This window comes from Hymenobacter volaticus, assembly GCF_022921055.1.
In the GTDB taxonomy this organism is placed as follows: Bacteria; Bacteroidota; Bacteroidia; order Cytophagales; family Hymenobacteraceae; genus Hymenobacter; species Hymenobacter volaticus.
Window position 1 is genome coordinate 17,353 of sequence record NZ_CP095068.1, and the last position, 21,631, is coordinate 38,983.

The 21,631-nt window shown below is 56.5% G+C and carries 15 protein-coding genes and 1 pseudogene; 3 read left to right on the plus strand and 13 right to left on the minus strand.

The genetic code is table 11. From position 1 onward, the window contains the following. Window positions 1-9: 9 nt before the first annotated feature. Both MUN86_RS31540 and MUN86_RS29675 read right to left on the minus strand, forming a co-directional pair. On the minus strand, window positions 10-132 hold the full coding sequence (locus MUN86_RS31540; RefSeq protein ID WP_280640700.1) for a hypothetical protein: 123 nt from the start codon (window positions 130-132) through the stop codon (window positions 10-12). A 2-nt stretch (window positions 133-134) separates the two neighbouring features. Continuing rightward, the gene (locus MUN86_RS29675) at window positions 135-1,070 is read right to left on the minus strand and encodes a sensor histidine kinase (protein WP_245127626.1); all 936 of its coding nucleotides are present in this window, start codon (window positions 1,068-1,070) and stop codon (window positions 135-137) included. Window positions 1,071-1,494: 424 nt separating this feature from the next. Here MUN86_RS29675 and MUN86_RS29680 point away from each other — a divergent pair, with 424 nt between their 5' ends. Together MUN86_RS29680 and MUN86_RS29685 are read left to right on the plus strand one after the other, a co-directional pair. Next, on the plus strand, window positions 1,495-2,355 hold the full coding sequence (locus tag MUN86_RS29680) for a helix-turn-helix transcriptional regulator (RefSeq protein ID WP_245127627.1): 861 nt from the start codon (window positions 1,495-1,497) through the stop codon (window positions 2,353-2,355). A gap of 62 nt (window positions 2,356-2,417) precedes the next feature. After that, window positions 2,418-3,020, plus strand: a complete 603-nt coding sequence (locus MUN86_RS29685; RefSeq protein ID WP_245127628.1) for a short chain dehydrogenase — start codon at window positions 2,418-2,420, stop codon at window positions 3,018-3,020. Between the two features lie 129 nt (window positions 3,021-3,149). Here MUN86_RS29685 and MUN86_RS29690 read toward each other — a convergent pair whose 3' ends face one another. From MUN86_RS29690 to MUN86_RS29715, 6 genes are all read right to left on the minus strand, one after another. After that, window positions 3,150-5,348, minus strand: coding sequence for a GH92 family glycosyl hydrolase (locus MUN86_RS29690; RefSeq protein ID WP_245127629.1), 2,199 nt, complete (start codon window positions 5,346-5,348; stop codon window positions 3,150-3,152). A gap of 126 nt (window positions 5,349-5,474) precedes the next feature. Next, window positions 5,475-6,653 carry a glycoside hydrolase family 76 protein gene (locus MUN86_RS29695; protein ID WP_245127630.1) on the minus strand — a complete coding sequence of 393 codons (1,179 nt, stop codon included), beginning with the start codon at window positions 6,651-6,653 and terminating at the stop codon, window positions 5,475-5,477. 2 nt (window positions 6,654-6,655) lie between these two features. Further along, the gene (locus tag MUN86_RS29700; protein WP_245127631.1) at window positions 6,656-7,795 is read right to left on the minus strand and encodes a SusE domain-containing protein; all 1,140 of its coding nucleotides are present in this window, start codon (window positions 7,793-7,795) and stop codon (window positions 6,656-6,658) included. A gap of 48 nt (window positions 7,796-7,843) precedes the next feature. Beyond that, entirely contained in the window at window positions 7,844-9,454 is a 1,611-nt protein-coding gene (locus tag MUN86_RS29705) for a RagB/SusD family nutrient uptake outer membrane protein (RefSeq protein WP_245127632.1), read from the minus strand. An 18-nt stretch (window positions 9,455-9,472) separates the two neighbouring features. After that, on the minus strand, window positions 9,473-12,901 hold the full coding sequence (locus MUN86_RS29710) for a SusC/RagA family TonB-linked outer membrane protein (RefSeq protein WP_245127633.1): 3,429 nt from the start codon (window positions 12,899-12,901) through the stop codon (window positions 9,473-9,475). Then, on the minus strand, window positions 12,898-13,932 hold the full coding sequence (locus MUN86_RS29715) for a FecR family protein (RefSeq protein WP_245127634.1): 1,035 nt from the start codon (window positions 13,930-13,932) through the stop codon (window positions 12,898-12,900). Before MUN86_RS29715 ends, MUN86_RS29710 begins: the two co-directional genes overlap by 4 nt. A 297-nt stretch (window positions 13,933-14,229) precedes the next feature. On the opposite strand from MUN86_RS29715, the gene MUN86_RS29720 reads away from it, so the two are divergent. After that, window positions 14,230-14,811, plus strand: coding sequence for an RNA polymerase sigma-70 factor (locus MUN86_RS29720; protein ID WP_245127635.1), 582 nt, complete (start codon window positions 14,230-14,232; stop codon window positions 14,809-14,811). 136 nt (window positions 14,812-14,947) lie between these two features. On the opposite strand, the gene MUN86_RS29725 is transcribed toward MUN86_RS29720, so the two are convergent. From MUN86_RS29725 to MUN86_RS29745, 5 genes and pseudogenes are all read right to left on the minus strand, one after another. Beyond that, entirely contained in the window at window positions 14,948-15,694 is a 747-nt protein-coding gene (locus tag MUN86_RS29725) for a 3-keto-disaccharide hydrolase (protein ID WP_245127636.1), read from the minus strand. A 56-nt stretch (window positions 15,695-15,750) separates the two neighbouring features. After that, entirely contained in the window at window positions 15,751-16,860 is a 1,110-nt protein-coding gene (locus MUN86_RS29730) for a glycoside hydrolase family 43 protein (RefSeq protein WP_245127637.1), read from the minus strand. A gap of 46 nt (window positions 16,861-16,906) precedes the next feature. Further along, window positions 16,907-18,325 carry a glycoside hydrolase family 125 protein gene (locus MUN86_RS29735; RefSeq protein ID WP_245127638.1) on the minus strand — a complete coding sequence of 473 codons (1,419 nt, stop codon included), beginning with the start codon at window positions 18,323-18,325 and terminating at the stop codon, window positions 16,907-16,909. Between the two features lie 91 nt (window positions 18,326-18,416). Beyond that, window positions 18,417-20,707 (minus strand): annotated as a pseudogene (locus tag MUN86_RS29740) (GH92 family glycosyl hydrolase). A gap of 165 nt (window positions 20,708-20,872) precedes the next feature. Next, window positions 20,873-21,406, minus strand: coding sequence for a basic secretory protein-like protein (locus tag MUN86_RS29745; protein WP_245127639.1), 534 nt, complete (start codon window positions 21,404-21,406; stop codon window positions 20,873-20,875). Window positions 21,407-21,631: the final 225 nt, after the last annotated feature.

Consider the following 21,631-nt stretch of genomic DNA (forward strand, 5'->3'; position numbering starts at 1 on the left):
TCGAATACTTTAGGATTGGGGAGTAAAAGGCAGTTCGATCCGTACGGCAAATCCTTGCTGCGGGGCCGTGTGAATGGCCAAGGCGTAGCGGGAGCCGTAGAGGGCGCGCAGCCTCTCTTCGCTGTTGCGCAAACCTATACCGCGGGAATTTGCCTGGTCGGCCCCCGGCCATTGTCGCTTACTTGCAACACGAGCCGCCCATCTTGCTGATCGGCCTGAATGTGGATGGCGCCGGCACCTGAGGCGGCAGTGAGGCCGTGCTTGACTGCGTTTTCAATTAATGGTTGCAGCAACAGGTTGGGAACTAGCGCCGGCAGCGTGTCGGGTGCGAGTTGGTAGGTAATGGAGAGGCGGTCGGAAAAGCGGATTTGCTCCATTTCCAAGTATAGCTGCGCAAAGTGCAGCTCCTGGGCCAGCGTCACCTGGTGCTCGTCGGTGTTGTCGAGTACCAGGCGCAGAAACTCGCCCAGCTTGGCCGTCATGCGCTGGGCCATGCGGGGCTCGTCGTCGATGAGGGTGGCAATAGCATTGAGCGTGTTGAACAAGAAATGGGGCTGCAACTGCATTTTCAGGGCCTGCAGTTGCGCTTGCACTAGTTGCACTTCCAGTTGCGCCGCATCCAGCGTGCGCCGATGATACCGTTCATAAAAGTCGAGCGCATAAGCCACGAACAGCAGCATCCAGTAAGCGGGAATCCAAATATTGATGTCGGAGAGGATGGTAGCCCAGGAGAGTACAATGCCCGGCGCGCCCATCAAAAAGAGCAGCGTAACGTGCAGCACGCGGAAAAGCACCGTAAGGAGCATGCTCGCGCCGGCGTGCACGAGGGCAGAATAAACCCAACCCCGCCGACCGGCAGTCAAATCGAAGTGTGCCGCCAGCCAAAACACGAGGGGCGTGAACAGCATCCAGATCAGGCCGTAGAGCAGTGGGCCCAGCACGGCCGTGCGCCAAGACACCGGGCCCGCTCCCGAGAGGGCCTGCACGTACACCACCACCACCATAAAGACGCTAAACATGCCCCAGGCCAGGGCAATGCGCAACCAATTAATTTTTTCGAGCTTGAGCATGCAGTGTGGCCCTGGATAGACCCCCTCCAACGAAAACCTAGGACGAGATGTTGGGGAGTATACCTAGCTTGTTCCGGCACAGTGCTTAGGTACTTGTAGCGCAAAATGGAAGCTGGCTAGATAGCCTATGTGAACGACTTCCAGAAGAATAACCCTTGCGCTTACATCAATTGAAAATGTGGTTTTCATGCTCGCCGAACGTAAGCCAAGCCTTACTTTGCGAGGATTAGAGCAAGCTTACTTGTATGAAAAGGGCGACGTTTTGCAGTTATGCGCGCAAAGTTGGATGTTTAATAGCTCCCACTGAAAAGCGCTAAGTGTGGCGGCGGGTGCTAGTTGCGGATAGAGGGTAGTTGAATGCCACCGTAACCATGCGTAAGTAATTCGTGCTTGGCCCGGCGTAGTTGTTTTTCCTGTTAACTGAATGTTTTTTCGCTTTCCACCCGATATCGTCCCTTCCCAGGATGCATCGTTTTTGACTGGTAAAACGGAAACGTTTGCCAAACTCAAAATAGAGTCGAAAGCCGGTAAGCGGACCGTTTTCCTAACGGAGCACACCATCCTTCTGGTTGTGCAGGGAATCAAGCTGCTGCACTTTTCCAACCACACTCTACAGGTAGGACCCGGCCAGGTGGTTTTGCTCAGGAAGGGGATTTACGTGATGGCCGAGTACATCGAAGAAGGGTTGAGCTTCGAAGCCTTGTTGCTTTTCCTGCCGGGCAAGGTCTTGCAATCCGTCCGTGTACTTACTCCTCGGCCCCGGCCGCTGGCGGAAGCATCCTGCCTCGTACTGACCGCCGACGATTTGGTGCAGGGGTTTAAAACGCAGTTGCGTCTCTACTTCGATAAGCCCTTGCTGGAGCCCAACCACCTGATGGCCGTCAAGCAACAGGAAATACTGTTGCTGCTCAATGCTGCTGGTTATCAGCAACAGGTGGCTGATTTTGTAGCGGCGGCACTGAGCACAGAACCAGCGGACCTGGATTTCATCGTGCGTACCTACCTGTTACAGCCCGTTACGGTAGCCGATTTGGCGCAGCTGTGCAACCGTAGCCTAGCGTCGTTTAAGCGGGATTTCCAGCGCTTGTATCAGTGCCCACCCCGGCAGTGGCTGAACCAGCAACGCTTAGCTCACGCCCGCCTCCTGCTGCAAAACGGGGACAAGCGGGTAGCGGAAGTGGCGCAGGAATGCGGCTTCGAGAATACTTCGCACTTCATTCGAATCTTCAAGAAAGCATATGGGCACACGCCTCATGCCCTGCGGACCAAAATGACTATTGATTGAGCTATTTGGGTTATTCCCGCCGTTGCCCGCCCCGGTAAGTTTGCTTCATAAAACAACAACCTATGAAGATCTTACTTATTGGTGGGCACGGAACCATCGGCAAACGGGTGGCCGCGGCTTTGGCCGAGCGGCATGACCTGACTATTGCGGGCCGCAGCAGCGGCGACGTCCGCGTAGACCTTGCTTCGGTGGCATCCATCGACGCCATGTTCCAACAGCTAGGCCCCATCGACGCCTGCATCTGCACGGCGGGCACCGGGTACTACGGCGACTTTCACACCATGAGCCAGCAGCACCTGATGGGCGGCATCGAAGGCAAATTACTAGGGCAGGTAAATCTGGTATTGATCGGCAAGCGCTACCTCACAACTGGGGGCTCGTTTACGCTCACTTCCGGCATTGCGGCCGAGCACCCGGCCCGCAACGGAGCCTGCGTGGCCATGCTCAACGGAGCCATCAACAGCTTTGTGCTGGCCGCGGCCCAGGAACTCAAGGAAGACCAGCGCATCAACGTCGTAAGTCCGGGGCTGGTGGAAGATAGCCGGGAGCGGTACGGCGCGCTTTTTCCGGGCTACAACCTGGTGCCGATGGGCAAGGTGGTGAATGCCTACCTGCTCAGCGTAGAAGGAGCCGTAAACGGCCGAATTCTTAAAGTCTATTCGTAACCTTTAAGGGAAGCAGCGCGCTACTTGGGTCTGGCAGAAAAGCAAAAGTGCAAGCGGATGAGGCTTGCACTTTTGCTTCTTCACGTATGCACGGTACTAGCTACTGAAACCAGCAGTATCCGTTCCAGCTTATTTGGTAGTGATTTCCAGTTGGCCACCTTCGCGGAAGATGGTGTGGTCGACGAAATAGCCTTGGTTATTCTTACCATTCACTTTAATGGTATTTAGCGACCTACCCGTACCAGGCTTTTTGATGGTTACTACTTTGCCATTGTCCATTTTCCAGCGGACTTCGTCGAAAAGGGGCACGCTGACGAGGTACTTGGCATCGGCGGCGGAATACGGGTAGAGGCCCGTGGAACTGAACACGTACCAGGCCGACATTTCGCCCGCGTCGTCCATACCGGAGTAGCCTAGGCCGTCTTTACCCATGCCGTAAAATTTCTCCATAATCTCATCGAGCCGGCGCTGCGACTTTTCCGGCTTCCCGATGAAGTAGTAAGAGAAAGGCGTTTCGTGGTCGGGCTGGTTGCCGTGGCAGTACTGCCCGATAAAGCCTGATACGTTCCGGGCAATGTGGTTGGGGTTCCAGGGCACCGTGAACAGTGAATCTAGCTTGGCCTCGAAGGGTGCAGCGCCGCCGTATAAGGCAATCAGACCGGGCATATCGTGGGGTGCGAAGAAGGACACTTGCCAGGCGTTGGCTTCCCGGTACATGTACTCGTAGTACGGGTACTTCGGATCGAAAGGCTTCACCCAAGAGCCATCGTCGAGGCGGCCACGCATAAACTTGGTGCCGGGGTCAAACAAGTTCTTGTAGTTTTTCGACCGCGCCATCATTATCCGGTAGGTGGCAGTGTCGTTCAAGATCTTTGCAAGTTGGGCCACGGCGTAGTCGTCGAAGGCATACTCCAGCGTTTTGGATACGCCCGCTTTGTCCTTGGTTTCCACTTCCGGGTTCGATACCTGAGTGGTGGAGATGTAGCCTTTCTGGATGTACTCGGCAATATGAGGCCGCGCGCCCCCTTCCAGATTGGCGTTGCGCAGCATCAGCCGGTACACATCTTTCACGTCGAAGTTGGTGATGCCCCGCTGGTAAGAGCCAGAAATCAAGGCCGAGGCGTGGTCGCCGTGAAAGAAGGTGGGCAGAAAGCCGGTTTTATTGCCCACGTCCTGCATGGATTTGATAACGTCGGTCGTTACCTGGGGCGTGAGCATACCAATCAGCAGGTCTTTGTTGCGGTACGTATCCCACAGCGAAGGCTCGGTGTAGTAGTTGAAATCAGCTTTGACCACGGTGCCTTTCACGTCGCGATATTCGCCGTTCAGGTCGCTGCGCAAAGCGGGCCACAAAAACGAGCGGTACAGGCAGCTATAGAACATCTGTTTTTGCTTGGGTGTACCGCCCTTTACTTCGACTTTCGAGAGCAGCGCTTCCCAGGTTTTCTCGGCCTGCTGCCGTACCTGCTCGAAGGAGCGACTGCCGATTTCCTGCTCTAGATTCAGCTTGGCATTCTCTACGCTCACAAACGATATCCCAATCCTGAGTTCTACCGGCTTGCTGCCGGCCGGCAGGCGCAGCACGGCCAAGCCGTCTTTGGTGCCTTTGCCTTGCACCTCCAAGTCCTGCAGGTTTTCGCTCAGCGCACCATAGAAGTACACCGTCTGGCGGCCGGTTTCCTGAAAGCCCTGCACGGCGGCTTCGCCGGCCTTTTCTATGTTCCAGTTGGTTACTCGCTCGTTGGACTGCGCGAGTTTGAACACGATGCGGCGGTTCTCGGGTTGATTGTAACGGTAGCGGTGAAATCCGCAGCGCAGGGTGGATGTGAGCTGTACCTGCACCCCGTAGTCCTGCAGCGTAACGCCGTAGAAACCGGGCGAAGCTTTTTCGGTGGCTTTAGCGAAACGGGAAGAGTAGTTCCCCGCAGTAGTAGCCGTCCCCGAAACTGGTAAAACCGGTAAGTGGCACAAGTTCCAGTGGCCTTTGTTGGTGTGGGCAAAAGCATAAATCACCGAATCTTCGTAGTCGTAGCCGGCGCCGGTGTGGAACTCGGTGATGGGGCTCAGCTGCACCATGGCATTGGGCAGCGAGCTACCCGGGAATACCAGCCCGGCCCACACGCCCCGCCAGTCTTTAGGAGGCGCATACCCAATGGTTTTTGGGTCGTTGAACGGGGCCGTGCCCATGAACGGGTTGGCGTATTGCAAGTGGCCGCCCGGGGCAGGAGTACTAGCAGACCGGTCGTTGCCGGTCTGCGGCGTTGTCTTGGCGCAGGAGAAAGCGCACCAAGCCAGTAACAAGATCAAGTAGCTCTTCGGCTTAGTCATCAGGTTGGAATACAGTTAGGTAGGAGAGGGGCCTACACCAGTTTGTTATCAGTAACAGCGGGCATAGTAGTAGCTACGTCACACGCGACGTTACTACCACTATGCCCGCTGCATAGGGTTACCGGGCTACAGGACGTTGCGGGCCTGCAAGTCAGCTAGGGCTTCCAGCATCATTACGCCACTCATCTGGGTGGAAGACTCCACGGAGCTGCCGGGAAGGGCGGTCCAGTTGGTGTTGAAAAGAAACTGTGGTCGGCGGGTGCCGCGCTTGTACAGGCTTTCCCCGTTGAACTTCAAGAAGGAAACATAGCTGGCCCGGCTAGCGGCGCTAACGGCGGGCTCAGTGGCCAGCTCGGTCAGGTACCGCACCAAAATGCCTTTGAACAAGCCCCCATCACCGTTGCCTTCATCCTTGAGGATGCCACCCGGTGCCATTTGGCTGTCGTTGAGCACGTAATTGGCCGTCCGGGTGGCATCCTCGAGGTAGCTGCCTTGCTGGGTTGCGCGGTACAAGGCCACGCCCGCCCCAATGAAGGTGCCTTGGTTGTAGGTAAAGCGCCAGTCTTTGTCAGTTTGGCCGTCGCCGAGGCGGTTGACGCCATCCCACACCAAGCCTGAGGCCGGATCCACCAGCTTGGCTTTCTCCCACGTGTAAATCTTCTGCGCCCAAGCCAAGTCCTCGGGGTTACGGTCGAGGACGTAGAAACGCGCGGCGAGGATAGCGGCCGGGGCGTTGGCGGGCGTGTTTTTGTAGCTGCGCTGCGATTTGCGCCACGCAATGCCACCGCCCTGCTGCTCGTTCCAGCCCAGTTTGATGTCGGCCCAGAGCAAGGCAGCCGTGGCCTTATAGTCGGGGTCCTTCGTCAACTCAAAGGCCCGCAAACAGGCCAGCGCCTGCCACTCCATGTCGTCGTAGAAATCGTTGAGGTAGGAGTTGCCGTTCTTGGCTTTGGTGCCTTGTTGCAACTGCCGCATGCGGGTCAGGTAGTCCGCGCTTTTGGTACGCTGGTAGCCGTCGGTTAGTACGTCGAGGCCGTGGGCCTGCCACCAGTAGTTGAAATCTGCGTTGCCGGCGTTGCTTTCCAAGTAATACTGACCGGTCGGCGAAAAAAAGCCCAAGCTCAGGGCTGCCTGCGCCGAATCGGCGCGGGCAGCCCAGTTGACAGCGGCCACGGTGGGCGGAACAACCGGCGGGGTAACATCATCATCCACGGGGTCTGCGCAAGCAACTACCAGCAAGCTTAGTAGGCCGTAACCAACCCGCAGCGCGGCCAAAGGCCGTATCGAAAAGAAAGACTTGTTCATACTTAGCGCACCACTACCTGGTGGGTGTACGGGCCGTCGGGCTGCATTTTCACTGTGATATCAACGCTTTTCTTGTCGGCTTCCGTCTGGAACTTGTACGAGTAGTCGTAGCGCGAATCAGGGCCGGCCACTAGGTAGAAGTAAGGCAGCGGCGTATTCGCGGTGGCGCGCTGGTTGTCGGAGTTGGTACTGCCGTAGTACACCTTGCTGCTCACGCCCGCCGCGTTTTTCTCGGTGAACAAGAACTTGTAGCGCTCATCACGGCCCCAGCTTTCCTGGAAGAACTCGATGGGCGTGTTCTCGATTTTCCACAAGCCCTTGCCCACGTAGGGAATAGTGGTCTTCACCTTGTTTTCCGCTGCTATCCACAGGCCAATCGACTCGATTTCAGTTACGGTGGCGGCGGCGTTGTTGAAGTCCACTCTCAGGCGGTAGATTTTTGGGGTGGTAGTGGGGCTGGTGCCCTGCGTGCCTTCCAGCAGCTTCACGCCATCAATGTAGTAAGAGGTAGGCGTGCCGGTGGTTTGGTCAATCAGCTTCACCTCACCGGCGCTCAGGCGGGTATAGATTTCGAACACGCCGGACGACACGCTCTTGAAAGGCACGGCTTGGCTTAGGTTGGTGCCCCCTTCGGTACCCGAGCCGGTGATGTAGAGTTTAGCTGGAGCAGTGGCAAAACCTGCCGGGCGTTCCAGTGTCATCACGCGAGACTCCGTGGCGGGCTCCACGGTCAAGCCCTTCGAGGCGTTCACCGTCCATTTTAGCTTGCCCTGTGCCGACGACTTAATGCCGGCTAGGTTGGCAATGCGGTTAAGGTCGCCGTGGCTAAGCACAAGCTTGGTTTCGAGGCCGTTGGTGCCCGACGTGGTGCTATACAAAGGCTTGGAGAAGTCGCCGTTTTCTTGGTCGAACAGCACTTCGTACTGCACCACGGTGCCGTCGGCGGCGCGGGCTTGGCCCCACTCAAAGGTTACGGCCGCGTTGGAAGGAGGATCGAGGCGCACAAAGGTATTGGCGGCGGGTGCCAGCAGGTTGGTTACCGGCGTAATCGTCTCGTTGAGTTCATCGTCGTCTTTATCGCAGCCGGCGAGCAAACCCGCAACAAACAATAGCAGCAACAGAGGCCAGGAAAACTTTTTCATGATTTGAGGGATAGAAGCAGGAGTGGGAAAAAAGGTAAGTAACTGGGCTTACCAGCCCGGATTCTGAGTTAGGTTGGCGTTGATGTCCCGTTCACGCTGGGGCACGGGCCAGAGATAATGCTTGGCCGGGTCGAACGTGCGCTGGTCGACGCGTATGTAGCCGTTGTCGACGGCGGGGTCACCCACCTTAATGCCGTGGGCATAGCCGTTGAGCACCACTTCGGCCGTGCGCCACCGACGAATGTCGAAGATGCGCAAGCCTTCCATAGCCAGCTCGGTGCGACGCTCCCGGCGCACAATAGCACGCAAGCTGGCTTGGTCGCCGCCAGGGAAATTGAGGGCGCCCTGGTCGGTAAAGCCAGCCCGGCGGCGCAGGGCGGCTATGGTGGTATTCCAGTCGGCAGCGGTCAGCTTATTTTGCTCAACCAACGCTTCGGCGTGCATCAAGAGCACATCGGCGTAGCGAATCAGCATCAAGTTCAAGCCCGAGTTCAGGTTGGCATCGGCCGTGGGGTCGAAGTACTTGGCCGTGTAGTAGCCGGTCGGGCTGGCGTCGGCGCGGTCCACGGAATTGTCGCCGGTGCCCGGAAAAGTGCGAATGGTGATGGTGGAGTTGTCGGGGCGCTTCCAGGCGTAGCCGTCATAAACCAGGGTGGCGGCAAAGCGCGGGTCGCGGCCCGCGTACGGGGTGGCTTCGTTGTAGCCCGAGCCAGCTTCGTTGATGGCTTTGCCGTTGGCCATCACGTAGTCACTAACCAGTTCCTGGGTCGGGGCGATGGAGCCAACCAGCTTACCCTCGGTGCGCGGAATGAAAAAGCGCTGCACCGAATACGTGCGCAAGGGAAAGACATATTGCAGGTCGAGCACGTCCTCGCTGTTGTTCTCGTTGGCCGGCGAAAACACGCCGGCGTAGCTCGGAAACAAGCTGTACGAACCGGCCTGGCCGCCAATCAGCTGGGTGGTGATAGCCGATACATCTGCCCACCGGCCTTCATACAGTAGTACGCGGGCTTTCAGGGCGAGGGCAGCGCCTTTCGTGAAGCGGCCTTTGTCTTCCGTTGCGTAAGCGGTGTTTAGGGGTAAAGCAGCCGCGGCTGCGTCTAGCTCGCTCAGCACAAAAGTTAGCACCTCGGTGCGTGGAGCACGGGGTACGGCGTTGGCTTCCGTCACGCTTACCTCGGTCGTGATGAGGGGCACGTCGCCGTACCAGGTCATCAGTTGAAAATAATGGAATGCGCGGATGGCTTGGGCCTCGGCGATGTAGCGGGCCTTCAGGTTGGCATCCAGGCTCACAATCTTGTTGATGTTGTTCAACAGCCGGTTGCAGGCGCGGATACCGCCGTAATGATAGCCCCACTCGTTGGTGATACGCGCTTGGTTGGTGCCATAGGCGCCCTCGGCAATGTTGCGCGCGTTGGAGCCGTCCACGTCGCTTTTATTGAAGGCGTTGTCGGAAAGCGTTTCGTTGAAGAAGAAGTACTCGCTGGAGTAGAGACCCGAGTAGCAGGAATTCAGCACGTTCGACGCGTCGGTGGGCTGAGTCCAAAATGTGTCGTCGGTGGGGCGGTCAGTGGGCGGGAGGTCAAGCTCTTGGCAGCTGGAAAGGCCCATGCCCAGTCCGAGTCCCACTAGCATTGTATAGCGGAGGGTGCGATTCATGGAAGTGCAGATAGGGAATTAGAAAGAAACATTAAGACCGAGGGTCACCAGGCGCACGCTCGGATACACGCGGCCACTGCTGCCCGTGCCACCACCTAGGCCCACGCTCTCGCTGAACTCCGAGATTTCAGGATCAAACCCAATTTTGCGCAAGTGGCTGATGGTCAGCAAATCTTGTCCCGACACGAAGATGCGTAGCTGCTCAATACCGGCTTTGCTGGTAAGCGTGGTCGGTAGGGTATAGCCGAGCTGCACGTTTTTGAGGCGGGCGTACGCGCCATTGCGCAGCCAGTAATCTGACCCTTGGTTGTTGTTGGTAGAAGCCGTACCGATGGTCAGGCGGGGGTACGAGGCATCGGTGTTGGTCGGCGTCCAGCGGTCGAGGTGTTGGGCGTACACGTTTTCCCAGTTGTTGTGAAAGGCTTCCACCCCTTCTCCGCGGATGTACAAATTGCGCTTGCCTACACCCTGCACGAACACCACCAAATCAAACCCTTTGTAATCGGCCGTGTAGGTAGCCCCGAAGGTGTAGCGCGGGAACGGATTGCCGAGCACGTAGCGGTCGTCTTGGTTGATGACACCGTCGCCGTTGCGGTCCACGTAGCGGATATCGCCGGGGCGTAGCGCGCCAGGCGACACGAAGGCGGGCTTAGGACCCGCATTGGTTTCCTCTAGCGTTTGATAGATGCCATCCGTGCGGTAGCCGTAGTACGAGTTGATGGGGTAGCCCTCGCGGATGATGTTGGTCGCGTCACCGCCCCGGATGGTTTCCACGCCCTTGGTATCGGTCACCAAGTTGCGGGTGTCGGCGGCGTTGAGGGTCAGACTCTGGTTGAAACCGCGCTCGGTGCGCAGGCGGTAGGTGGCCGAAACTTCCCACCCTTGGTTGCGGACGCTAGCCGCGTTCTGGGTCGGAGCGCCCGCCCCGAAGGCGCCGGCTACCGGCAAGTCAATCAGGATGTCGCTGGTGCGCTTGTCGAAGTAATCGAAGCTAATCGACAGGGCATTCTTGAAGAAGGCGGCATCCACACCGATATTGCCCATTGTGGCCGTTTCCCACGTGATGTCGCGGTTGGCCGTGCTGAAGTTGGCACCTGGCACGGCCTGCTCGCCAAACGTGTAAGTGCCCGGCGAGGTGCTGATCGTGCTCAAGTAGCGGTACAAGCCAATGTTCTGGTTGCCGAGTTGCCCAATCGAGCCCCGCACTTTCAAATCACTGAAGCTTGGCTGCAAGAAACTCAAGAAGTTCTCCTCCAGCGGCCGCCAGCCCGCCGACACCGACGGGAAGAAGCCCCAACGCTTGTTGCTCGCAAACCGCGACGAGCCATCGTACCGGAAGCTACCTTCGAGGAGATACTTGCCAGCAAAAGCATAGTTCAGACGGCCGAATACCGAGTTCAGCGCCCACTGCTCGTTGTTGCCGTAGGTGCCGTTGGCGTGGTTGCCGCCGCTAGGGTCGGTGATGTTGCCGTAGGTGGTACCGTTGCTGATGACGCCGAAGTTGTTGCCCGGCACGTTGATAACGCGAATACCCGCGCGGTCGTCGTTGTAGTGCTCACTCGAATAGCCAACCAAGGCCTTTACTTCGTGCTTCTGCCCTAGGGCGCGCTCGTAGTTGATGGTCGCCTGGTAGTTGGTGAGCAGGGTGCGCTGGGTGCGGTCCGTAACCGAGTTGTTGCCGTCGCCGCCCGAAGTAGGCGAGCCGTCGAGCGTCACGTATTGCAAGCTGCGCGTAAACTCGTTCATGCGGTAGTTCCACAGGTCGCCGCCCACGAGGCCACGCAGCTTCAAGCCCTTAATCACTTCGTACTCCGCGTTGAGGTTGCCGTAGCCGTTGTCGTTGGAGTTGGTGCGCAAGCCCCCATTCCGCAATCGGTTCACCGGGTTGTCGCTCGACGTAGCCGGCGTCACGTAGTTGCCCAGCGAGTCCTGGAGCGGATAAATGACGGGAATGCGCACCGCGTCGCTGATAATCCATTCGGTAGCGAAGGCGTGCTCCCGGGTGCTCACGCGGGCGTAGGAGAGAATAGCGCCCACCGACAGCTTCTCGGTGACTTGGGTGTTCAGATTCAAGCGAGCGTTGAGGCGCTTGAACCCGTAGTTGTCGCCTACCAGCAGGCTGTTTTGGTCCACGTAACCCAGCGACACCAGGTAACGGGTTTTGCCCGAGCCACCGCTGAGGCTAAGGTTGTGGTTTTGCTGCAGGGCTTGCTTTTTCAGCACCGCATCGAGGTACCATTGGTAGTCGCCCTGGGCCGCGAAGTCGCGCATCTGCTGGGGGCTGAACTGCGGACTCTGCCCCGAGTTGACCAGCGCCTCATTTTTGAGTTGCATAAATTCAAGACCCGTGACGGGGCGACGCAAAAAGTTGGGGGACTGCCACCCCACCAGCGTGTTGTAACTTAACACGGGCTGCTGGTTGAGTGCCCCTTTTTTCGTGGTAACAAGCAAAACTCCGTTGGCTCCCCGCGAACCGTAGATGGCTGCCGACGCAGCATCTTTCAGCACCGTAATGCTTTCAATGTCGTTGGGATTAAGCGAGTTAAGCGAGCCAGCAATGCCGTCTACTACTACCAGCGGTGAAGCATTGCCGAGGGTACCCACGCCCCGGATGTTGATGTTGAGGCCTGCTCCCGGCTCGGCGCTGCTTTGCTGAATTGTGAGGTTGGGAGCGGTGCCTTGGAGTGCTTGCGCCACGTTGGTTACGGGCCGATTTTCCAGCGCGGGCGCCGCTACTGTGCTGATAGCTCCGGTTACTTCGGCCTTTTGCTGAGTGCCGTAGCCGATTACCACGACTTCGTTCAGGGCTTTAGCGTCTTCCGCCAAAGTTACCCTGAGGCTGCTGGTTGCACCTTGAACCGCAACTTCTTGGCGGGCAAAGCCAACGAAGCTGAAAACGAGGGTGCTGTTTTCTGGGGCGAGCAAGGAAAAGCTGCCATCGGGGCCGGTGCTAGTGCCCTGGGTGGTGCCTTTCACGACCACCGTCACGCCGGGCAGTCCCGCTCCCTGGCCATCAACTACTTTGCCCGCAACCGTGACGTCTTGCTGTTCGGAATCGTTTGCACCTTTATTGATGCGTTCAACCGCGACAGGAGTGATGACGTAATCGTTTGCATGTAGTTTTCTATAGCCCAAGCCCACTTGGGGCAGCACACTCGCCAGGCGGGCGTCAAGCGTAGTTACCTCGCTCGGGGCAACCACGCGCTTGTCGCCGACAAGTTCGGTGTCGTAGGCAATAATGCTCTTGTACTGCTTTTCCCACTGCTTAAGCAGGTGTTTGAGGGAAACGGCCTCAGCGGCCGCCGGCCGCGCGTGTGGCCGCTGCGTCGAGGCTAGTAGCTGGGCTGAGGCGGCCGGGCTAAATGCATTTAGCAACAACAAACTTGTTGTGGAAAGCAATAAGCGAGAACCGGATCTGCCAGGGAAATTAGTAGGAGGTAGGTTCATGGATTGTGGTGGGATGAAGGGTGATTAGACAAGATAACTTGGTTTTGCCGACGAACGATTTGCAGATTGAAGGTTGCCGCTAGGTTTTCGCAGAGCAGATCCAAGTTATTGCTCGGGAAAGTGCCCGTGAACTTGCGTTGCTTTAAAGCCGGACTAGCTACCACCACCTCCACCCCGTAGGTGTCTTGCAGGCGAGTGGCAATGTCGGCAATGGTAGTGGCCTCAAAGACTAGTTTGCCGTCGGCCCAGGCGGCGTAGGGTGCGGCCTGAACAGCTTGGTGCACCACTTTGCTAGGATTCTGATCGGAAGTTTCCAGCAATTCTCCGGGCTTGAGGATCACCTTGGCTTTGGTGGTGTCGGCGAAAGCTACCTGTACCTTACCCGAGAGCAGTACCACGCGGGCCTGCTCGTGCCGCCGATACACGGTAAACTTGGTGCCAAGCACTTCCACATTGAGGCCCGCTGTGGTATGCACTACAAACGGCTGGTGGTTGGGCATGTGCTTCACCGAAAAGTAGGCTTCCCCGTCCAGCCACACCTCGCGGGGGCGTTCGGAATTGGGTGTGGCGGCGTAGCGCACCGTAGAATGCGCGTTCAAGGTTACCTCCGACCCGTCGGGCAGTTGCACCACGCGGGTTTGGCCGTAAGGCGTAGCGTAGCTAGCAACCGTGGGCTCGGCAACTTGGCCGCGCTCATGCACCAGCCAGCTGGTGCCCGCTACTGCGCCTACCACGGCAGCGGCGGCCGCCCAGCGGCGCCACATTACGGGACGAGCTGCGCTAGCCGTAGGGATGCTGTCTAGTTGCATACGCGCATAGATGTTTTCCCGCATGCTGGCGTAGTCGTACGGGTCGTTGCCATCGGCGGGGCGCACCGGCTCGGACTCCAGGGCCTGCTGGCTCATCCAATACTGGGCGAGCAGCTCGTTGGCCGGGTCTGCGAGCCATGCGCGAACAGTCCGCGCTTCCTCCAGCGTGGTTTCGCCCCGTACATAGCGCAGGCAGGTTTCATAGTTGATTTCTGTGTGCATAGGCAAGTTTGCTACGTCTCTCTGAGTGGTAAAAGCCACGAAGCACCCGCTCCCCCAACGCCCCCTGAAAATATTTTTTTCGTCGTTTGCTAACGCGGTTGCTTGCCTTATCGGTAGCGCCAAAACAGCAGTAATCAAGGCAGCAAGAGCAGCTAGCAGCAGTTCAAAGGGAACTTCTTGGCGCGGCCTTACACTTGAGCCTGGAATAAGTTTTTTATTCTTGCAGCGACTTGCTAGAGTTTTTTATATTTAAGTACTCAGGCACACGCGCAAGCTTTTACCCCTGCCTACTTTCCCTTGAAAGTCGTACGAGAATTTTCAGATCCATCCTGCTTAGAACGCCTCCAGAAAAATGACACGGCGGCTTTCGACTTGCTGTTCGATCAGCACGCGCCTGGCTTGTGCCGATTCGTGCACGGCTACTTGAAGAGCCACGCCGACGCCGAAGAGGTGGTGCAGGATTGCTTTCTGAAGCTTTGGGAGCGGCGCCATGAATTCGATAAGGGTATAGTTTTCAAGACCTATCTCTACACTTCCGCTTACCGCGCTATCTTAAAGCAACTGCGGCGCCAGCGGTATTGGGTGTTCGAGGATTGCGATGGAGAAGTGCTCATCGAAGAAGGCAATCCGGGCAAAATAATGGAGTACCAGGAGCTAGAGCAGCTGTACCAGCTAGCGGTAGCGCAGCTGCCTTCGCGTCGGCGTCAGATATTTGCCTTGAGCCGGCAGAGTGGTCTTTCGCACGCAATGATTGCCAACGAGTTGAATATTTCAGTGAAGTGCGTGGAAAACCAGATGACGCATGCCCTGAAGTTTATGAAGCTGTACTTTCAAGCGCACGGCGTATCGTTGGGGCTTGTTTTTTTACTGCTCTCGTAGCGCCTGCTCACTTATCAAATCCTACCGGAAAAGGTTGTTCTCGAGAAGCTACATCACTATAAATGGTAAACGAAACGCTCCAATACCGCATGGTTAGTGCGGTATTGGAGCGTTCTTGTAAACAGCAGAATTTGCTCTAGAGCGTACGGATCTTGATGTTTTTGTACCACACTTTGTCGCCGTGGTCTTGCAAGGCGATGTGGCCTTTCTTGGTGCGGCCGTAGCCGGGCATAGAATTGAACTTGCTGTCTTTTACCATAGCTTCCCACTCAGGGCTTAGCAACTGGTATTCCACCACTTTTTTACCATTGAGCCAGTGTTCTACGTGGCCCTTGTTAACAACTAGTTTAACAGTGTTCCACTGCCCGGCGGGTTTAACGGCGGGCGTTGACAACGGAATCAAATCGTACAAAGAACCGGCTTGGCGGTTGTTGTTTTTGCCCATTTTAGCGTCGGGGTGCCGTTCATCATCTAGCACTTGCATTTCGGGGCCGGAGCTATAGGTTGCCGAGTACTGAGGGTCTTCCGACACGTTGTAGATTATGCCGCTGTTTCCTCCTTCTGAAATCTTCCAGTCCAGAACGAGCTCATAATTTTCGTACTCGTTTTTCGTCACAATATCGCCCCCACCTTTACCTACTAGGGTAATGGCATTGCTTTCAATCTGCCAGGACGAGGGCACGGCTTCCTTTTGAAAGCCTTTGAAGTTGTTCATCGATTTGCCGTCGAACAACAACACCCAACCGGCTTTCGCTTCCGCTTTCGTTAGCGTATTATCTTCTGGTTTAGGAGCGTTGGCGCGCATGGTGAAGGCGCCGGCAAAAAGCAAAATCAGACCAGTTGCGAAAAGGAGGGCGATACTTGGTTTTCTGGAGTAGGTCATAGCCAAAAAGTTAAGGAGGGTTAAATCATCACGAAGCAGTAGCAAAAAAGCTGCCCTTATTTCAGGCGGTGTGCCTCAACGCCTTCGGCTGTGATTTTGATGGGCTTGATGTGGCCCTGCGCGTCAAAGAAAAGCTGGTCGATGCAGGTGACGCGGTGGTTGCCGTCGGTTTCGCCCAGCGGGCGGCGGTGGTAAACGACGTACCAGTTGTCGGTGCCGGGTGCCTGCAGCACCGAGTGGTGCCCGGCACCGGTGGCCACCTGAGGGTCTTGCTGCAAGACTTTGCCTATGCGCTGGAACGGCCCCAGCGGGGAATCCGCCACGGCGTAGGCCACTGAATAGTTGGGTCCGGTCCAGCCGCCTTCCGACCACATAAAGTAGTACTTGCCGTCTTTGCGAAACATGAAAGGACCCTCCACATAGCCCTGCGGCGTGATTTCCTTGTAGAGCTTGCCGTCGGCCTGGGGTACGAAGCCCGTGAAATCGTCTTTGAGCCGGGCGATGTTGCAGTGCGACCAGCCTCCGTAAATCATGTAATACGTCCCGTCCTTGTCTTGAAACACGAACTGGTCGATGGGTTGGGCCCCGTTATGAATCTGCCCGATCAGCGGCTTGCCCAGGTAATCGGTGAAGGGGCCTTCCGGCCGGTCGGCCACGGCCACGCCGATACCGCCGATTTCGCCTTCGTGCACGTCGTTAGCGCCGAAGAAAAGAAAGTACTTGCTGCCTTTTTTTATGATCGAAGGGGCCCACATGGCTTTGCGAGCCCACTTCACACTAGCCGTGTCGATGATGCGCGGATGCTTGGTCCAGTTCACCAGATCGGGCGAGGAAAAAGCATCCATGAACACTTGCTGCTCGTAGGGAGCGGAGTAGGTGGGATAAATCCAGTATTGACCGTTGAAGATGGTGGCTTCCGGATCGGCGTACCAGCCCGGAAACACCGGATTGCCGGATTTTTTTGGGGTAGTAGTTGGCGCAAACGAGGTCTTCACCGGCTTGCGCGTAGCAGTGCTGGTTTGGCCAAGTGCTGGTGAGGCGGCAACAAGGCCAAACACGAGCCCAAGCAAGGGCAAGCTTTTGCGGAAGTTGTACATGGATTTCACCTTTGGTTTTCGCTCGCCCATCGGATTTTCGAAAATTTTCTGTTGGTAATTAATGCGCATGTATCCCTGCTTCTCCCTTGGTCGCTGAAGGGGCCTATCGGTAGGCTTAAGCCAGCAACTGGGGTTTTTCCTGGTACACTTTCCACAGGAATTCTCCGAAGATAGTGTTGGCCCAGGCAAACCAGGAGCGCGTAAACTTGGCCGGGTCGTCTTTGTGAAAAGACTCGTGCATGTAGCCGGTTCCGGCGTGAGTGCTCTTAAGGCTTTGCACGCAGGCGCGAATTTCAGCATCGTTGGTGCTTGTTAGTCCGCGGGTGACAATGGCTATCGGCCAGATCATGTCTTGTCCTACGTGCGGGCCCCCGATGCCCTCAGCTGCTTTGCCCTTGAAGAAGAAGGGATTATCCTGCGAAAGCAAAAACTTGCGGGTGTTCTGGTATACGGGGTCCGTGATAGGCACGGCGCCTAGATAGGGCAGCGAAACCAAGCTCGGCACGTTGGCATCGTCCATGAGCACCTGGCTGCCGAAACCATCGACTTCGTAGGCGTAGATCTTGCCGTGCTGGGGGTGGTTGACAATGGCGTGCTTGCGCAAGGCGGCTTCTACTTCACTGGCCAGCGCAGTCAATTCCTGGGCCGTGGTAGTGTCCTTGGCGAGGCTGGTCATCATCTCGCTGGCTTGCCGCAAGCTTACAACGGCGAAGAAATTGCTGGGCACCAGGAACGAATACAGCGTGGCATCGTCGCTGGGCCGGAACGCCGAGCAGATGAGGCCTACGGGCTGCACGGGGTAGCCGTAACCGCTCATGGGCTGGGTATCGGTAGCGGTAGCCGTTTGGCGTTGAAATTTGTAGGGCCCTAAGTTTTCGCGGCGCTGCTGCTCCCGGAAGGTTTGCAAGGTTTTCTTAACGGCCTGCTGCCACTGCGCGTCAAATGGCTTGGTGTCGTTGGTTTTCTTCCAGTAATGATACGCTAGCCGGATAGGATAGCACAGCGAGTCGATTTCCCACTTCCGCTCGTGCACGCCCGCTTGCATCTTGGTCATATCCGTTTTCCACTCCCCAACCTTGGTGTCGTCACCGTAGAAAGCGTTGGCATACGGGTCCTTAATAACGCAACGAGTTTGCCGGTTAATAACGCCGGCCACCAACTGCCGAAGTTCGGTGTCTTTGTCGATGAACTGCAAATAAGGCCACACCTGCGCCGAACTGTCGCGCAGCCACATGGCGTCGATGTCGCCGGTGATGACGTAGGTATCGGGCCGGCCCTGCAGCGTGGTGTGGGTTACGGTGGTGTCGAGAGTGCTCGGGAAGCAGTTGGCGAACAGCCAGCCTAGCTCCTTGTCCTTCACGTTCTTGTTGAACTCGGTGATAGCCGCTTCCACCGAGCGGCTACGAAAGCGCCGTTTGTCGGCGGCGGGCCGCACCACGGGAAAGGTCGGTGCCGAGCCGGCAAAGGAATATTGCTTGAGAAATACGCTGGCAGTAAGTAGGGAAAGGCCTTGAACGAAGTTTCTGCGGTTCATGCGGGGGAGTGGGGTAGAAGAAAGAAAAGCTCAAGCTGTCGGGCCAGGGTTTCAGCACGTGTAGCGGAGCGCTGTTGGGCCGTCGGCGCAGTTATTTGGCGTTCGATACCGAGAATGGTGCCGCGTCGGGCTTGGTGCCGCGCGTCTTGTTAGGCGTGGCAGCCATATCGAAATCAAGCGTTGCGCCTTTGAGCAGCTCTTCGTGGGTAAGGTAGTTTTTGTCGTAGACTTTGCCGTTCACCGTCAGCTGGTTCACATAACGGTTCTCGCTGGAATTATTGCTGGCATTCAACACAATGTCCTTGCCAGAGGGGAGGTGCAAGGTGGCCTTGGGGAAGAGGGGGCGCCCAGCACGTATTGGTCGGTGCCGGGGCACACGGGGTAGAAACCAAGAGCCGAGAAGACGTACCACGCCGACGTTTGCCCGTTGTCTTCGTCGCCGCAGTAGCCGTCGGAAGTAGGCAGGTACAGGCGGTTCATCACTTCGCGCACCCAGTACTGCGTTTTCCACGGCTGTCCGGCGTAGTTGTACAGGTAGGGCATGTGTTGAATGGGCTGGTTGCCGTGGGCGTAGTTCCCCATGTTGGCAATCTGCATCTCCCGGATTTCGTGAATAGTACCGCCGTAGTAAGAGTCGTCGAACACGGGCGGCAGCTTGAATACAGTGTCCAGGGTGGCCACAAACTTTTTCTTGCCGCCCATCAAATCCATTAGCCCCTGGATGTCATGGAACACCGACCAGGTGTAGTGCAAGCTGTTGCCTTCGGTGAATGCGTCGCCCCATTTGAATGGGCTAAATGGCTTTTGGAACTTGCCATCCTGATTTTTGCCGCGCATCAAACCTGATTCTTTGTCGAACAGGTTGCGGTAGTTTTGGCTGCGCTTGGCGTACAGATTGATTTCTTTCTTGGGCTTGTTTAGCGCTTTAGCCAGCTGGTAGATCGTGAAATCGTCGTAGGCGTACTCCAAGGTGCGCGCCGCGTTTTCATTGATCTTTACGTCGTAGGGTACGTAGCCGAGCTTGTTGTAGTACTCCACCCCGGCCCGGCCGACGGCGGTCAGCGGACCCGCGTTGTTGGCGCCGTGCGTTAGCGCCTCGTAGAGCACGTTCATGTCCTGGCCACGGATGCCTTTGAGGTAGGCATCGGCCACTACGGAAGCCGAGTTATTGCCCACCATCACGTTGCGCAAGCCTGGGCTACCCCACTCCGGCAGCCAGCCGCTTTCCTTGTAGTCGTTGGCTAGGCCCTGCTGAATCTCGGTGTTGATGTCCGGGTACAGCAGATTCAGGAAGGGGAACAGCGCCCGGAAGGTGTCCCAAAAACCCGTGTCGGTGTACATGAAGCCCGGCAGCACCTCGCCGTTGAAAGGGCTGTAGTGCATCACCTTGTTGTTGGCATCCAGCTCGTACAGCTTGCGCGGGAACAACAGCGAGCGGTAAAGGCAGGAGTAGAATGTGCGCCGCTGGTCGTCGGTGCCGCCGTTTATTTCAATGCGGCCTAGCGCCTTGTTCCAAGCGGCGCGGCCCTGCTGGCGAATGGCCTCGAAGTCGTTGTTGCCAATTTCGCGCAGGTTAAGCTCGGCTTGCTCGGGGCTGATGAACGAGGAAGACACCCGGGCGTTTACCTGTTCGCCTTTGCGAGTCTTGAAGCCAACGACAGCACCCGCATGGTTGGCGGTGGCTTCCATCTCGCCAGTGGCTAACACCTTGTCTTTGTAGACAGCAGTGCTAGTGAAAGGGCGGTCGAATTCGATAACGAAGAAGTTCTTGAAATTTTTGGGCACGCCACCGCTGTTGCGGGTGGTGTAGCCAATGATTTTACGCTGCTCGGGCAGCACTTTCACGTACGAGCCTTTGTCTAGGGCGTCGAGCACCACATAGGCGCTGTCCGTTTGAGGAAAAGTGAAGCGGAAGCGTGCCGACCGCTCAGTGGGCGCAATTTCCGTTACAATATCGTGGTCGGCCAGGTACACGCGGTAGTAGTTGGGCTCGGCCACTTCGGCTTTGTGCGAATACCAGCTGGCCCGCTCGTTTTCATCGAATACGCGCTTACCCTTGATGGGCATGATGGCAAACTGCCCGTAGTCGTTCATCCAAGGTGACGGCTGGTGCGTTTGCTTGAAACCCTTGATTTTGTCGGCCGCGTAGGTGTAAGCCCAACCGTCACCCATTTTGCCGGTTTGCGGCATCCAAAAGTTCATCCCCCACGGCAAGGCAATGGCCGGATAGGTGTTGCCATTGGATAGGCTAGGTTTGGAATCGGTACCAATAAGCGGGTTCACCCACTGAACCGGGTCCGGGGTAGTTGTTGCGACTTGCGCGATGCTAGGACAAGCCTCTAGCAGCAGCAAAGCCGCGAGAGCAGAAAGAAATTTAGTCATTCGGTTACCAAAAATGAAAACGCGAAAGTTGCCGCGCGTAAGTCGAGTAGCGCGCCGTAAGGATACAACTTACAGCGCCGAAAAAATTAGTGCAATCACCTGAAAACTACGTAACCGGAAAGGTTATTTCAGAAATTGACAGCTGACTGGATAGCACTTTGAAATTTAGTGGTACGTGAGTTCCACTGCTGGATTTTGGGTGTAGCTAAGCCAGAGTTCGTCTAGCGTTTTACCAGTTTTCTGCTTCCACAAATCAGCGGAATACGTGCGTGTGCGCGCGGCGTCATCCATTTCGTTGACGATGGATTTGCGCACGTTTTTCTCGAGCCAAACCAAGAAACGGGCTGTGATACGGTAGCTATTGGTATAGCTCTGTCCTGCCTTGTAGTCAGGCAACGCCCACTTGGCATTTACATTATTAACCCCATACATGTATCGGACATAATCAGCAATGCCTTCGGTCAGCCAGCCGGGGGAGCCCTCGGGATACGCCTGCACAATGTGCATCACCTCATGTGTTACCACATCAATGTCCTCGGGGTGCTCTTTTAGCCACTTCGGACTGTATCGGGCCACACCGTTGCCGGTTGCCGCTACGCCCACGTATTCAGGGTCGATAATAAATGTGACTTTTTTGAGCGTCTTGGTGTTAAATCGTTTTGCCTGTTTAGGATAAACAGTGAAAAAAGCGTCCGTCATTTTTTGCTTTGTTGCAGCAGAAAATGCGGAATCTTTTGAAATGAAAACAAGAGTATACCCACCCTTGGTAATAGAGTCTTTCGCGTAATAAGCACGCTCAATTTTTGCAAATGAAGTGGCTTGGGTTATTTCCGATTTTAGTGTGCCGATAAGAGTTGCTACCAGGAGAAATAAAAACGTCTTGTTTCTCATGCTTGTGCGCTTTGCTGCTTATTTAATTTAAAT